The sequence below is a fragment of the uncultured Microscilla sp. genome (assembly GCF_947493425.1).
In the GTDB taxonomy this organism is placed as follows: Bacteria; Bacteroidota; Bacteroidia; order Cytophagales; family Microscillaceae; genus Microscilla.
Genome location: NZ_CANLRP010000007.1, coordinates 1 through 15,161, shown reverse-complemented (window position 1 = coordinate 15,161; position 15,161 = coordinate 1). Strand labels below are relative to the sequence as shown.

The 15,161-nt window shown below is 39.3% G+C and carries 13 protein-coding genes; 9 read left to right on the top strand and 4 right to left on the bottom strand.

Going from position 1 to position 15,161, the window contains the following annotated elements; all coding sequences use genetic code 11:
• Positions 1-1,027 precede the first annotated feature (1,027 nt).
• The 3 genes from Q0954_RS03640 to Q0954_RS03630 all read right to left on the bottom strand — a co-directional run bounded on the left by Q0954_RS03640 (position 1,028) and on the right by Q0954_RS03630 (position 5,884).
• A complete protein-coding gene (locus Q0954_RS03640; protein WP_299453750.1) occupies positions 1,028-4,144 on the bottom strand; it encodes a hypothetical protein in 3,117 nt (1,038 codons plus the stop codon).
• Positions 4,145-4,271: 127 nt separating this feature from the next.
• Positions 4,272-5,018, bottom strand: a complete 747-nt coding sequence (locus Q0954_RS03635; RefSeq protein ID WP_299453748.1) for an outer membrane lipoprotein-sorting protein — start codon at positions 5,016-5,018, stop codon at positions 4,272-4,274.
• A 143-nt stretch (positions 5,019-5,161) separates the two neighbouring features.
• Positions 5,162-5,884, bottom strand: coding sequence for an outer membrane lipoprotein-sorting protein (locus Q0954_RS03630; protein WP_299453746.1), 723 nt, complete (start codon positions 5,882-5,884; stop codon positions 5,162-5,164).
• A gap of 236 nt (positions 5,885-6,120) precedes the next feature.
• Here Q0954_RS03630 and Q0954_RS03625 point away from each other — a divergent pair, with 236 nt between their 5' ends.
• The 8 genes from Q0954_RS03625 (at position 6,121) to Q0954_RS03590 (ending at position 12,430) form a co-directional block, all read left to right on the top strand.
• Positions 6,121-6,678 (top strand): TetR/AcrR family transcriptional regulator, encoded by a 558-nt coding sequence (locus Q0954_RS03625; protein WP_299453744.1) that lies wholly within the window; start codon positions 6,121-6,123, stop codon positions 6,676-6,678.
• 216 nt (positions 6,679-6,894) lie between these two features.
• Positions 6,895-7,413, top strand: coding sequence for a DUF4442 domain-containing protein (locus tag Q0954_RS03620; RefSeq protein ID WP_299453740.1), 519 nt, complete (start codon positions 6,895-6,897; stop codon positions 7,411-7,413).
• 72 nt (positions 7,414-7,485) lie between these two features.
• Complete coding sequence (locus Q0954_RS03615) at positions 7,486-7,944, top strand: DUF1569 domain-containing protein (protein WP_299453738.1); 459 nt, start codon at positions 7,486-7,488, stop codon at positions 7,942-7,944.
• 36 nt (positions 7,945-7,980) lie between these two features.
• Positions 7,981-8,838: an alpha/beta fold hydrolase gene (locus Q0954_RS03610; protein WP_299453736.1), complete on the top strand. Its 858-nt coding sequence runs from the start codon at positions 7,981-7,983 to the stop codon at positions 8,836-8,838.
• 107 nt (positions 8,839-8,945) lie between these two features.
• Complete coding sequence (locus Q0954_RS03605) at positions 8,946-9,632, top strand: transglutaminase-like domain-containing protein (RefSeq protein ID WP_299453733.1); 687 nt, start codon at positions 8,946-8,948, stop codon at positions 9,630-9,632.
• A gap of 101 nt (positions 9,633-9,733) precedes the next feature.
• Positions 9,734-10,426 (top strand): leucine-rich repeat domain-containing protein, encoded by a 693-nt coding sequence (locus tag Q0954_RS03600; RefSeq protein ID WP_299453730.1) that lies wholly within the window; start codon positions 9,734-9,736, stop codon positions 10,424-10,426.
• 140 nt (positions 10,427-10,566) lie between these two features.
• Positions 10,567-11,133, top strand: coding sequence for a sigma-70 family RNA polymerase sigma factor (locus tag Q0954_RS03595; RefSeq protein ID WP_299453728.1), 567 nt, complete (start codon positions 10,567-10,569; stop codon positions 11,131-11,133).
• A complete protein-coding gene (locus Q0954_RS03590) occupies positions 11,108-12,430 on the top strand; it encodes an outer membrane beta-barrel protein (RefSeq protein WP_299453725.1) in 1,323 nt (440 codons plus the stop codon). The genes Q0954_RS03595 and Q0954_RS03590 overlap by 26 nt, the downstream gene beginning before the upstream one ends.
• 81 nt (positions 12,431-12,511) lie before the next feature.
• Here the strand turns inward: Q0954_RS03590 and Q0954_RS03585 are convergent, their stop codons facing one another.
• Entirely contained in the window at positions 12,512-13,732 is a 1,221-nt protein-coding gene (locus Q0954_RS03585) for a hypothetical protein (RefSeq protein WP_299453722.1), read from the bottom strand.
• A gap of 457 nt (positions 13,733-14,189) precedes the next feature.
• On the opposite strand from Q0954_RS03585, the gene Q0954_RS03580 reads away from it, so the two are divergent.
• On the top strand, positions 14,190-15,119 hold the full coding sequence (locus Q0954_RS03580) for a hypothetical protein (protein WP_299453720.1): 930 nt from the start codon (positions 14,190-14,192) through the stop codon (positions 15,117-15,119).
• Positions 15,120-15,161: the final 42 nt, after the last annotated feature.

Genomic DNA, 15,161 nt, shown 5'->3' with positions numbered 1-15,161 from the left:
ATCTATCATACTTGGTGGTTACACATCAAGGCAAACACAAGGATTACCCTACACTCTCCTTCCTTATTTTACCTTAAACTCGTTGTTCATTTCACAGGCAATTCAACAAAAAAATACCGTCTCAGGGGTTGGTCTTTTGACCCACACTTGCTAACCTAAAAGCTCTTACACAAGTCGTACACAATGTCTCGAGTGGCATTGCTCAGGTCAAAGACCTTCGCGGAGGGTAGTAAACCCATAGCATTAACGAAATACCGCAATCGTTACGAAATAACGTATAAAAACAATTATTTTGCAGCCCGTTCACTTTCGTGAAAATAAAAAATTACAACTTTATAACACTGACTATCAAATACTTAAAAAATATTTTCTAAGCAAAAATGATTTTGGTATCTGGTTTGAATATATATTAATCAAAGATATTTAATAAGCTTTGTGGTTAGGAAAGAAAAACGAGATTCTGTTAGGGTCTCGTTTTTTACTTTAGTGCCCTTCTCCAAACATAAAAAAACCTGCTCAACTCAATGAACAGGGCCTGTTTATAAAACCAGTGCACTGGAAACTAAATTCCTATCATATTATTCGGAGTCTTTAGCCCGCTTACTTTACTTCAAAAAGCTTACGTAGCTTTGGTTCCGATATGCATCGCATGCGTCAAAGCTTAATTTTACGAATACTTAAAATACCGTCAAAATCATCAAAAACGACTCTTTTAGGCGCAACTCCTACGGAGCCGTGTCCCGTTTCGTTTATTTTTTCTACCAAGGTTTCTCCCCACTGGGGCTAATATTCGTAATAAGTGGCATAAAAACGAGCAAAGAGTTTTGAACGATTCCATAAAAATTGTGATTCAACACAACTTGAAGCTGGTTTTTACAGGCGGAATTTTAAGCCCTGACCAATGCGATATGCATCGGAATTGTAAACTAACTATGCGCACTTTTTGAAGTGCGTCAGCAAACAAAATACCATCGAATAAATAATATATTTATTTAATCCCCAATGCACTAGTAAAGAAAATAAGTGCCTATTTATCGCTCTTCTTAAACTCTTCCATTGTTTTTACCTTAATCTCTCCTATATTGGCTTTTGCCAAACGAGCATTCATACTTTTTAAATCTTTGTTTTTAATCTTCAACATACGCTGATAAGCGGCTTCTACCTTTTTCTCCAACACATCAACACGCTGTAATTGATCTTTTGAAGGGCGTCCACTATACGCGCTGACTTCACCATACAATGCTGCTAACTTTTCGTTCAAACGTTCTTCAGCACTATCTGTATAGTTGTCGCCGCTTGTGATCACCAACTCACTGTTAAAAGCAGCCATTTCATTAGACATTGTTTTAAGCTTTTTTGCTAAACGTTTATTTCTTTTCACTTCGCTTTTAGCTTTGGCAGCCGTACTTTTCATGATGGTTTGTACTACATTGGCAGTATAAGCTAACTTTTCTATCAGGTTGTACAAATGCATGGTAGTTTGTTGGTAAGCCTTGCGGTCTGCCGCAGTATAAGGTGAGTTGGGATCTGCCTTTACCTCTATAGTAGTTTCAAACTTGTCTTTGCCTTTGGTTAGCTTTACTGTATAAGTACCTTCAGGCAATAATGGGCCATTGAATGCTCCAAAAGTAAAGGTTTTGGCTTTGGGCGTTTTAGGAGCCTTCAGACGAGGGTTCCAGTATACCACATTGAGCCCTGCACTTTTAGCCGCAGGTACAGTACTCACTTTTTTACCTTTAGCATCAAATATCTCTATTTTCATAGAACCAAAAATGTGGCGTTTCTTCTGAAAATAGATGATCTTTCCAGCAGGGTTAGGGTTTTCGCCCACAAATTCTGCTGCTCCAGGAAACTCTTGTCCACCACCCAAAGTGCGGATAATGATAGGTTTAGGCTTTAAGAAGTGAAGTTTTTTACTGGCTATTTCAGGCGTTATTTGTCGCAAAGGTGAAATATCATCTATAATAATAATACCCCGTCCGTGTGTACCCATGACCAAGTCATCTTCGTTGGCTTGTAGTACCATATCACGAATACTTACCATAGGCAAATTATTTTTAAAACGTGACCAATTTTTGCCTTGATCTATGCTTATATACAAGCCCAACTCAGTACCCAAAAATAATAAATCACGGCTTTTCAGGTCTTCACGAATCACGTGGGCATAGCCTTTAATATCAGCCGTAGCAAGCGACTTCCAGGTTTTGCCCCCATCAGTCGTTTGGTATACATACGCTTTCTTGTCTCCAGTACGATGCCCATCAAAAGTTGCATAAGCTGTATTTTTATCAAAACGGCTGGCTTCTACACTACTACACCAAGTGTTTTTAGGTAAACCTTTGATATTAGGCGTAGCGTTCATCCAGCTTTTACCTCCGTTCATAGTCACCTGTAGGTTGCCATCATCAGTACCTACCCATATCACTTTTTCGTCCAGTACCGATTCACTAATTGTAAAAATAGTAGTATTGGTTTCGGCAGCCGATACATCAGGCGTGAGCCCACCCGATGCACGTCGTTGTCGTTTGGGGCTATTAGTAGTTAAATCAGGTAAGATTTTTTTCCACGATTCACCATTGTCATTTGAAATGTGCAAAAACTGGCTCCCCATATACAATCTATTAGGGTTGTGTACACTTAATACGGCAGGTGTATTCCAGTTAAAACGATATTTAGGATCGTTTTGCTGAGGCATTGGGGTAATGGTCTTTCGCTGCCCCGAACTTAGATTATAGCGCCACATTTTACCTCCTTGCATTTCGCAGTATACCAGGTTTTTGTTTTTAGGATGACGCATTGCCACAAAACCATCACCTCCTCCCAGGTTGCTCCAATCACGGTTTTGCACACCATTAGACGAACGAGAAGGACCTACCCAGCTACCATTGTCTTGCAAACCTCCATATACATTATAAGGGCGTTCATTGTCTACGCTTACGCGGTAAAACTGAGAGATGGGGAGGTTTTTTAAGTGCATAAAAAACATTCCATCATCAAACGACTGATACACACCACCATCGGTGCCTACCAATATATTCTTAGTATTTTGCGGATTTACCCACACTGTATGCATATCAGAATGTACACCACTGCCTACCGTACGAAAACGCTTGCCGCCATCTTTACTTATAATGAGGTTTAGCCCCATTTTAAAAACTTTATTTTCATCTTTTGGGTCTACCACCAAACGGGCAAAATAAAAAGGACGTACTACTACCCCAAAATCAGTATTAATCAGTTTCCAGTTAGTACCACCATCGGTAGACTTATATAAACCATTTTTTGCTCTTTTTTCTGATTCTACAGTAGCATATACTATATTTGGTTTAGAAGGAGCTGGTTGTACTGCCATGCGCCCCAATACGCCTTTAGGAAAACCATTATGGATTTTTTTCCAGGTTTTTCCCCCATCAGTTGTTTTATATAAGGCACTGCCTTTGCCACCAGACTCAAAAAAATCGGGAGAGCGACGAAACTGCCACATAGAAGCATAAATTACCTCTGGGTTTTTAGCGTCCATTGCCATATCAGCCAACCCAGTATTTTCGTCTACATATAACAATTGCTTCCAGGTTTTACCTCCATCTTCGGTTTTATACACTCCACGGGTTCTGTGTGCGTCCCACAAATGCCCCAATACACCCACATACACAATGTCAGAGTTTTTGGGGTGTACAATAATTTCACTGATTCGTTCCGAATCTTTGAAACCCATCAACTTCCAATTTTTACCTCCATCGGTAGTCTTATACAAACCTGTGCCCACCGATACACTATTGCGTACCCAAGGCTCACCAGTACCCACCCAAATAGTTTTAGGGTTTTGCTGATCTACAGTTACCTTGCCTATAGATTGTGAGTGCTTGTCGAAAACAGGGCGAAAGTTAACACCTCCGCTGGTGGTTTTCCATACTCCACCACCCGCTGTACCTACATAAAAAGTTTTAGGGTCACTGTTTACCCCATCAATATCACTTACCCGTCCACTCATTACTGCCGGCCCGATATGACGCGCTTGCATCGTTCCAAATATTTTACCTCCTTTAAGCGGCTTTTTGGTTTGGGCATAGGTAAGAGTCATTCCAGACCATAGTATTCCACACCAAACAAGCATTGCCCACTTGGTTTTTTGTATGATATTCATTTCAGAGAAGTTTAAGTTTCTTTTTCAAAAAAAAATGTCAGACAACTAAGTATGCCTTCGCTACTTCATTACCTGACAATCGTTATTTATATTATATCTACTGCTCCATTTGACAACATCAAATACCTCATTGTTTTTCAGAAAATGTAAATATTTTATTAGGGATTTTTTCATTTACCTGAACGCTGTCAAATTGCATTTTGGCAATTACTTTTCCATCAATACGCTCTTCCATATAGTGGGCAATCATATAACCGTTCACTTCTTTGAAATCGCTTTGGTAAGTTTCTTTTTCTACCAATACATCAGGTTTCATTGGGTGTACCGACTTGCCTCGTGCCATAATCAAAACCCCTGAGTCTGTATCCAAAAAGAAAGTCTTTACCTGTTGGTCTTTTCTTACCACTTTTATTTTATAACAAGTAGACCCTTCTACCTCTTCGGTACCTTCCAAGGTTGCCTTGTGTCCTTTTTTAGCGGCATCGATAAACTCATACTCAAAGTCAGCATCTATGATGGTACTTGTTTTTGCGGCGCCTGCCATATATTGAGGTTTATCACTGCCCCCTGGAAAAGGATAAATCTGCCAAGCATTGGCCCCGTCATACGCATTGACCAGAGTTTTGCCCTGTATAGTCACCTCCACCTTAAAAAAATGAGGTGTTTTTCGGTATACTTGAGTCACAAACTCCATCCCTCCCATAGTAGTTGTACCTTTGAGTACCATAGAAGTAAGCTTTGACTTCGAAGTAGCTTGTACACTCTTTTGGTGCAATGCAATAACTTCTTTGAGTGTTTGGGCATAAGTCAATTGTGCCACCAGGCAATAAACTCCCAATAAAATTCCACGAATAACCCAGGTATGTTTTTTCATTATTGTAGCGTGTGTTTAATGATTTAATCTATCACTAAAACTACCAATGAAAACACTTCCTCGCTATTGTAAGTGGGTAAACCTGCCAATATAAGGAGCCAATAGCTGATTGAAGGGAGTCAAATGTTTATTGAGCGTTTATTTTATTTCTTTTTTGGGAAAGAAAACAAGCTCTTATCAATCTTAGAATTCAACGTAATCTTATCCATAGTAACCGTAAACGTGTTCGTACCCATCTTTTGAGTCAAAGCATGAGGTATCATTAAGCCACCTACTTCTTTGTAGTCACTCATAAAAGAGTCTATTTGAGTACCTTTAGAAGGTCCTTGTTTTACGGTAGTACGTTGCATTAATAATACATTGCTTTCAGTGTCAAAAAACAAGTACTCTACGTCGCCATTCTTCTTGGTTAACTTTAGCTTGTTACACTCAGTACCCTCTATCTCTTCTTTACCATCAAGCACTATCTTGTGCCCTTTGGCCTTATAGTTAAGATAAGCAGGTTCGAACATATCTTCGGCTAATTCTTTGGCTTGCTCTTCAGGCAATTTTACCGTTTTGCCAGCAATGGGGTTAGACGCCCAGGCATCTTTGCCATCGTAAGCACGTTGCACTATTGTTTTGCCCTGAAACACCATTTCCATACGCTGAAAATTAGGACGTTGGTTATACATTTTTACCGGAATTTGTTGCCCTTGCGCCTCTACTTTTCCCTCCATAATCATAGAGTTCAGTTTATTCCACTTGGCTTTACCGCCAGTATTTTCAAAATAACTATTCAATATTTTGTCTACTGTTTGGGCTTGCACACAAAATCCTGCGTTGATTAGCATTAAGGCTATTAATAAAGAAAAATATTTTTTCATTAGAGTAATTTAAGTTTTATAAAATGGGTTTGATTGGTTTTAAATATCTGAAAGATTAGTCACACTTGGTTAATTATTATTACAGTTTCATCAAAAAAAATCAAATAAGCCCCAATCTTACACTACCTCCAGGAAATATTTTTTGAGTTTCAGAGAAGTTTTCATAAATTTGAATGATCGTTCAATAAATATAATTGTGCGACCATCAGAAAAATCACTTTATATTATTCAATGTTATGTCTAAGAATACTGACGTAAAGAAGGAGATGATATCTACCTGTCTGGAAGTATTTCGAAAAGACGGTTACTACAATACAGGTATTAAAAAGCTGGCAGAAGCTTGCGGCATTAAACAATCGTTGTTTTACTATTACTTTAAAAGTAAAGAACACTTGCTGGAAGAAATACTAAAAGCAGTACATGGGTATTTTAACCGTAAGGTGTTTTGTATTGCTTATCAAGAAGATAAGCCAGTACGTGAACGACTCAACGAAATGGTAGAGATCACCAGAGATGTCTTTTTAAGAGCCGAAGGTGGCTGTATTATGGCAAATACGGTGTTAGAAATGGTACAAGATCAACCACAGTTTATCCCGGTTATACGTGCCTTTTTTGATGATTGGATTGCCGCCAATGCTCATTTACTCAAAGAAAAATATGTAGAAGCCATTGCTGTAGAAAAAGCCGAACAAGCAGTGCAGGATGTAGAAGGTGGCATTATGTTGATGAGACTCTACAATGATCCTAAGTATTTTTTTAAAGCCCTTGACAGGGGAACGAGGTTACTCGATTAGCCTATAAGTAAGCCCTGATTGTTAAGTTGTTCTTTAGAACTTGAAGATAAATAGCAATTTGGCAATTATTTTTTGCATTAAAAATTGAATGACTGTTCAATAAATTTATTTACAAAATACACTTATAAGCGTAAAATTGTTGAAAAACCTGAAATAAAGCACCAAGTAAGAACAATAAAGTTTATATATTTTTTAATGACTATTCAATAAACTGATATGACAAAGCCTAATAGATTACAACGCGCAGTAAAAAAGCTGGAAAGCTACCCTAAATCCTGGTACAAACCTTTGCTTTCCTGGACTATAGGACGCACCGTGCCATTTGTAGGAACGGCTGGAATCAGGTTTGAAAAAATGAGCACTGAGGAGGTAATAATTACGCTCAAGAACCGCAAGAAAGTTCGCAATCATATCAAACAAATACATGCCGCAGCCACTGCACTACTTGCCGAAACTGCTACAGGAATGATGGTAGGCATGAACCTGCCGGATGATAAACTGCCTTTGATGAAAACAATGAAGGTAAATTATGTAAAACGATCGCAAGGGGCGATGAAAGCAATTGCAACGCTTACCCCCGAACAAATCCAATTGCTGCACAGCGAAGACAAAGGAGAGGTGTTGGTAAAAGTGGTGGTAACCGATGAGGCAGGGGTGGCACCTGTAGAATGTGAGATGTTGTGGGCATGGATTCCTAAAAATAAGAAAAAACCTGTGATGGAAACAGCTAAATAATTAGCGATAAGCTGTGCTTACGCCTGAATGAATAGATAATTATCAGAATCAATCAACAAAACACAATATACTATGATGAACACAACTGTCAGTCACCGGGAATTTTTGACTACCCAAGTACCCAACATACTCCAAAAACTTAAAGCGGATGCAACTCCTCAGTGGGGTATGATGACTGCCCAACACATGCTCGAACACCTGGCTAAAATCACTAAAGCAAGCGTCAAACAATACGGCACTCCACCTGCTGAACCTACCGAAGGGCAACTCAAATTTAAGGCTTTTGTAAATGAAGGGGAGTTTAAAAAGAATGATGCAAAGACAGGTAAACTGGAAGACCTGCACTATACTACTTTTGACGAAGCCCGTGAAGCAGCAGTTGAGGCTATAAATCGGTTCTATCAGGCTTTTTCACAAAACCCTGACTTACAACCTTATAACCCGACTATGGGGGCGCTGTCTTTTGAAGAATTACAACAATTGCATCACAAACACTACCGTCATCATTTGAAACAATTTGACTTGATGTAAAATAAAACTAACAATATTCATTCACACACAACACTGATGCAAGAATTAAAAATAACCACCCCTGATGGTCACCCACTTGCGGTTACATCGTTTAACCCGGCAGGCGCTCCTAAAGCGGTGGTGCTGATTAACTCCGCAATGGGAGTACTCAGGCAATATTATAATAAGTTTGCTGCATTTTTGGCAAATGAAGGGTTTCAAGTATACAGCTATGATTATCGCGGTATTGGTGGGTCAAGCCCAAAATCATTGCGAGGTTTTGAGGCAAGTATTCACCAGTGGGGCATTGTAGATGTGAATACAATGATAGAGTACGCCACCATGCAACACCCCAATTTGCCGCTCACAGCTATAGGACACAGCGTAGGTGGGCAAGCCTTAGGGTTGGCTCCTTCTTGCCAAAAGGTACAGGCAGTTATGCTGGTAGCTTCGCAAGTGGGCAACTGGACTTACTGGGACAAAGGCAGGGCTAAACTTAAGTTTTTTTGGAAGTATATGCTTCCCTCTTTGGCTAGGCTGTTTGGTTATTTTCCAGCAAAAAAACTAGGGTTGTTTGAAAACCTGCCCAAGGGAGTGGCAATGGAGTGGAGTCAATGGGGAAGCCATCCTGACTACTTGTTTGGGTATGATTTTGAAGTACCCAAGCAACATGGCGAACTGGAAGTACCCTTGCTTTCGTGGAGTTTTACCGATGATGGATACGCCCCAATCAAGGCAGTAAAAGCATTGCTCAATCGCTACGAAAAAGCTGATATTACGCATCGTCACCTGGCTCCTCAGGATTTAGGTGTCAATCGAATTGATCATTTTGGTTTTTTCAGAGAAAAATTTAAGGGCTCGCTTTGGGCTGATAGTGTAGAGTGGCTCAATGCTCAGGTAGTCATTCAAGCATAACACACCCCTCATTTGATGGGGAAAAATAATAAGTAAAAAATTCTCTTCAACCAGTGAGGTTCATTTTTTAACCTCAGAAAGTAAGGCATATATAAATTTAAGAGAGAATGAGAACAGATCATGCATTAGAGGCATACTTAACACCTGCTGAGTTTATTGACAGTAATAATCCTGCAGTGATTGATTATGCACATCAGGTAACCAATGGATTGAAATATGACACCGAAAAAGCTGTAGAGCTTTTTTATGCGGTGCGCGACGATTTTAAATTTGATTTAGGACATATAGACCTACACCCAAGCAAACTCAAAGCCAGTGCTTTGGTAAAACGTGGAGTAGGTACCGACATAGAAAAAAGTACTTTGTTAGCAGCAGCAGCAAGGGCAGTAGGTATACCAAGTCGGGTAAGTTTTGCCAATTTGCGTAGTAACCTTACCGCTGAACAACTTGGAAACGTATTACAGTCTGACATGCTGGTTTTTCATAGTTATGTAGAACTATGGATGGGCAATCACTGGGTAAAACTCTCTCCTGCTTTTAACCGAGAGGCTTGTGACTACCTGGACTTGCCCCCGCTGGATTTTGGCATTCCAGAAGAGAAGCTATTTAAAAAACATCACAGACGCAAGCACAAGTATTTGAAATATGTACATGATTATGGCGATTTCGCTGATTTGCCTTACGACTTGTACATTCGTGAGTTGAGAAAATATTACCCGCATTTATTCAAAATAGTAGATGAAACGGCTAAGCCCTTTAAGTTTGATCTTCAATTTTTGGAAGGGTGGGTTTAAGGTTTTGAGGTTGGTTAAACGGCCTCATTTTGTGTATAAATTGTAAATTTTGTAAAAAACGGCTCATTTTATGGGTCGTTTTTTTGCTTATATTGCCAACTATGGAGCACACTGACAAACTTTTACAATTGCTCAACTCAACCGACGAAAAATCGGTGGCGGTGGGGCTGGAAATATTAAAAGGGCGCTCAGGCTTTGATCAATACCTGGCAGATTATGCTACTTTATATGAGTGTTTCTTAGGTGTTAGGCCTGTTCCACTTACAGCCGCCCATTTGGTAATTTTTAATCAACCAGCGTTGCGTAGATTTGGGCATCAAGTGGTATTACCACCAGAGATCGTACGCTTGCAAAAATTACAATCGCTTACTTTGTATAATACTGATATACAGGTACTCCCCCCCGAAATTGGGCAATTGACACAATTGAATGAGTTGAAGTTAAACTTTAATGCTTTGCAACGAGTGCCTTCCGAAATTGGTGACTTAGCCCAACTACAAATACTTTGGTTGCATCATAACCAGCTTGTTCTACTTCCTAAAAGCATTGGTAAACTCCAGGCATTACAAGAGTTAGACTTAAGTGTAAATCAACTTCAGACTTTGCCCGAAGAAGTAGGACAATTGTATCAACTCAAAGAACTAAGTTTGGAAGGAAACCAACTTACTCGTCTCCCTTCGTCTATTGGTCATCTTCCAAATCTCCACCAGCTTTACCTCAGTCGTAACCCCTTGCCCTTAGATACAATTGAACAATTACGCAAAGTATTGCCTGGTTGTGAAGTGTTTTTTTAATGCTAAAACCCAAACTATCACGGTTTTTGCTAGGGGTTGAGGTTGGTACTATGCTATTCAATATCTTTTAAAAAAAATTTTACCCCTCAGCCAACCATTTCAACCTCCATTAGTGTATTGGTTTTGAAACTTGAGAAAATTTGAACCCACCAGAAAAACATATTCAGGAATTGGTCGATGGGTGTAGGAAAAAAAACGTGCAATCACAGGAACAACTGTACAAGCACTTTTATGCCTATGCCTTAAGCGTTTGTATGCGCTATACCGCCAACTATGACGAAGCCATGGAGGTGCTGAATGATGGTTTTATGAGAATTTTTAAAAAAATAAAACTATACAATTCTGCTTATCCATTCAAATCGTGGCTACGTCGCATTATGATCAATATTGCGCTCAACAACCAGAAGAAATACCTGAAACATAAACAAGGTCAGGAAATAGAGCATGCATCAGACAAACATGCAGTAGACGACACTTATAGTCAATTGCAATACAAAGAGCTGGTTGCGTTGATTCAACTCCTTTCGCCTGGTTACCGCGCAGTGTTTAACTTATATGTAATTGATGGATATACTCATGAAGAAATAGCTGAAATGCTCAAAATTTCGGTGGGTACGTCCAAGTCAAATTTATCAAAAGCCAGAGCCAACTTAAGAAAGTTGCTCAGAGAAAATTACAAGGATGAATATACAAGATATGCCCGATAATGATTTGGACGAATTGTTTAAAACGGCTGTCGATAATGTACAGTATGAATTTAAGCAAGAAGCCTGGCAAAGCATGCGTAAGCATATAAAGCGAAGCAATGCCAAGCGTAGGGGTATGTATTGGCTTGGTGGATTGTTGTTGGTGTTGTTGGCAATTATTTTTGTAAATTATTATGTATTGCAACCCGCTAAACAAGAAGCAGTTGCTCCTGCCAAAACAGACCATAACATTGCTCAGAAAAATGGCGTAAACCAAGGGGCTGTCATCACTCCTCAACAATTGGAAACAGACACGCAAAAGCTACCTAAAAAAAACACAAAAACAGCCTCGACACAAAGTGATGAGGTAAAAACTGGTGCAACAAGTCAAGCTAAGCCTATACACTCGCACAAAAAGTCGCCCAAAGTGTCATCTAATACTGCATCTAACTTACCCCAGCAAGGGTATACCTATGGCAAAGTATTTACCCCTTTGAGTAAAAACCATCCACCCAAAAAACCAACTATTACAAACACTACTGTCAATACACCTGCTCCTCAACAAAATAAAAATTTGATAATTCTTGGTAACGAGCAAAAGAATAACCGTAAACTTCATAAAACCCAAGTGATAGCACATAAATCAACTCTACCACTTACAGCTGTTTTGCCTGTTTCTATGTCGACAGAAAAAACCAAGGTAGAGACTAAAAAACCTACCCAGAAAAGGTTCAAGTCTAGGCTCAGTGTCATTGCACAAATAGCACCTGACTTGAGCATGGTAGATAAAATGGCCATGACTGATACCCGTTGGAACGCTGGAGTATTGGTAGAATATGAACTGCTCAAAAACCTAAGCCTAAATACTGGGGTAAACTACTCGATGAAGGCTTATGGGGCAAGTGCTCAAGCTTACACTCCTAAAGACGGACAATGGAGATGGGGCAAAATACCAGAAAACATCGAGGCAACTTGTAACGTGCTAGAGATTCCCATCAATTTACGTTACTATTTTCATAACCAACCCAAACACCGTTTATTTATCAGCAGTGGACTATCGTCGTATTGGATGCTTAGTGAGCGTTATGACTTTAGCTATGAAGATAAAACGTATAACTATGGTTGGAGAACGAATAATGAAAATAAACACATGTTAAGCATTTTGAACTTATCGGTAGGTTGGCAAAAAAACCTGAACAAAAAATGGAGCATCCAGGCAGAACCATTCTTAAAAGTACCTTTAGGCAAAGTAGGGGCAGGTAAAGTAAGCCTCAAAACTACTGGAATAATGCTGGGGGTAAAGTATCAACTGTTTTAGGTGCTGGTGGCAGACTAACATAAAAAAGCCCTCTAAACACAAGTTCATTGTGTTTAGAGGGCTTTTTCCATAAATATTTATTTACTCAAAATTAACTTTTGCTACCTTGTCCCAAGGAATATATTCTTTGTTTTCTTTGTCCATCAATACGATTATGCCTGTATGACGGTCAGAAACGTCTTGACTTTCGCCTAATATCATTTTTTGCCCCGATTTTAGTTCTATTTCCGAAGAAACACGATTTTTGGGTGTAATGCTCTTGATGATACCAAAAGGGATTTGATGCTTTAAGTCATCTATTTTACCGTCCAGTATTTCAATTGACAGTTTCTCGTCTAAGTCATAAATAATGTTTCCTTTTAAGGTACGCTTGTCAGTGGTAGTGATGGTACCTTTCAACATTACAGGCGCCTTATAGTCGTTATAACCTTTGCCAGAGAGAGCCTTAGAATCAAAGGTTACTTTTTTAAAATCATCCCAGTCAATATCTACCCTACCAAACAAGTGATGTGATACAATAATACCTCGGTTGCCATCTTCTACGTCATTGGTTCCAGTAAGGTACACTTCACGCCCTGAACGAAGCACAACCAAACTACCCCATCGGTGTTTTTTGATGGCTTTTATGTTTTTAAAAGGTATTTTCATTCGTCCATCTTCGCTCTTACCATTGAGTATATCGGTGCTTAAACGTTCGTCGTGGTCCCACTGCACAATTCCAGTAAATTTACCTTTACGGGTTTCTACCGTACCATACAAAGCATTACCCATTTTGGCACTCAGTTTGGCTGGCGTAGGCATAAAGTCTACTTTGTCTATTCGGCTCCACTTAATAGCCAGTTCACCCAGCTCTTTATCCATCACTCTTACCGTAGCCCCTATGTCGTTAGAGCCTCCCTTAAGCTTGATACGCATCTTGTTTTTCAGTAATAGCTCTACCCTATTACGACCAGTTATTTTAATGGTTTGAATATCGCCAAAGCGACAAGCAAATGTATGCTCGTAACTATAGTGATTGCCTACTCTGATGAAACCATAATCTCGCTGACGTGATTGTCTCCTGAGGGCTTTCATTTCACTGCGTGACAGGTGGTCAAGGTTATCATTATGCGTTTTAGAAGAGTTGAACATATCGCTCCAGTAGGCTTCTTCTTTGCCCCAGCGAATTTGCCCGGTATAGGTTTTACCGTCTACAGTGGTGAGCTTTCCATAAATAAAGCCTTGGTCTTGGGCTTGGGTGGCAGGTAACCACAATAACTGTAGTACCAGTAAAACACACACTTTTTTGAACAAATGCATCATATCTTTTTAAATTATATGGGTTTAGCCATTGATATTGTAGCGATTCCTAAAATGGATCAATAGCGTTTACATGAATGATGCAGGCTAAACAACAAAGGTTGCGTGGGCTTTTAAAAAAAACAAAAAAACACCTTGCCGACATTTCTCGACAAGGTGTTTGACAGTTTACATTTTACGATATACTTCACTTACGATAACTTTAAAATACTGATAATTAGCTCAGGTATGTACACTTGCTTATTTATCAGTCAAATGCTTTTGAGAATAAAGACAAATCATTTTTCATAACATTGTTTATAGTGTTAAATTGTTGGGTAAAAGGAGTTGTTATTGACTTGTAATAAGTATTACTGGCAAAGGGCAAAAAAAATGGAGAAATCGCCCTTGCAAAAATCACTAAAATAACACAAATGACAGCCAAGCTACTGATAAGCAGTATATTAATTATACCAACACCATGAAAACCTACCACAACCTACAACAAGCCTTAGAAAACCCTGAGGATGTCATAGCACTCAGCTTACCTAAAAAAAGTATTCGTTCGTTGCCAGATAACATAGGTACGTTGAAAAATGTAGAAAAAATAAACCTCGCTTACAACAACCTCAAAGATTTGCCTGCCTCGTTTGCCCAACTTCACAAGCTCAAACACCTCAAGCTAGGCAGCAATAATTTACACCAGGTTCCAGCAGTACTAATGCAAATGCCCCAGTTAGAGTTTTTGAATATCAGACGTAATCGTTTGAAAGCCTTGCCCGAAACTATTCACCACATTACCCAGTTAAAAACTTTGATTGTTTATGCCAACCAGTTGAACACTTTGCCCGAAAGTATGGCAAAACTACCTTGCCTTCATACGATTGACTTGAGCGAAAACTTTGACTTGTCGCTTTTCAATGTATGCAAGGTAATGGCAAAGGCAACCCAACGGTTTGGGTTACACATCAGACGTCTCCACTTTCATCAGCTACCCGACAGTTTTGTAAAGCTACAAAAACTTGAAAGACTGGATGTATCAGACAATGGCGACATAGACTTGGATCATTTGATTGATTTGTTACTGCAAATGCCACAGTGTACCTATTTGAACCTGGGAAACAGGCACGCTCGAATACCCAAAAAGCTTGAAAAGCTCTCTTACCTTGAGGGGCTTACAACTGCTCAGGTAGAAGAAAACCAACATATTGACTGGAGCGTTTTTACGCAACTCAAACAACTGGATTTGTCTTATAACCGCCTGCGTGAAATACCTGCATGGGTATTGCAACTTAGACACCTTGAAGAACTGAAATTGCGTAATAATGTGTTGGGTAAGTTGCCAGAAAAATTATTGCAGTTTTCTAAGCTTCGCCACTTACGTTTCGCCCAAATGGGAATCAGAAAATGAAACTTGTTCAAGTCCTAAATAGGCACTTGGGCTTATTTTTAA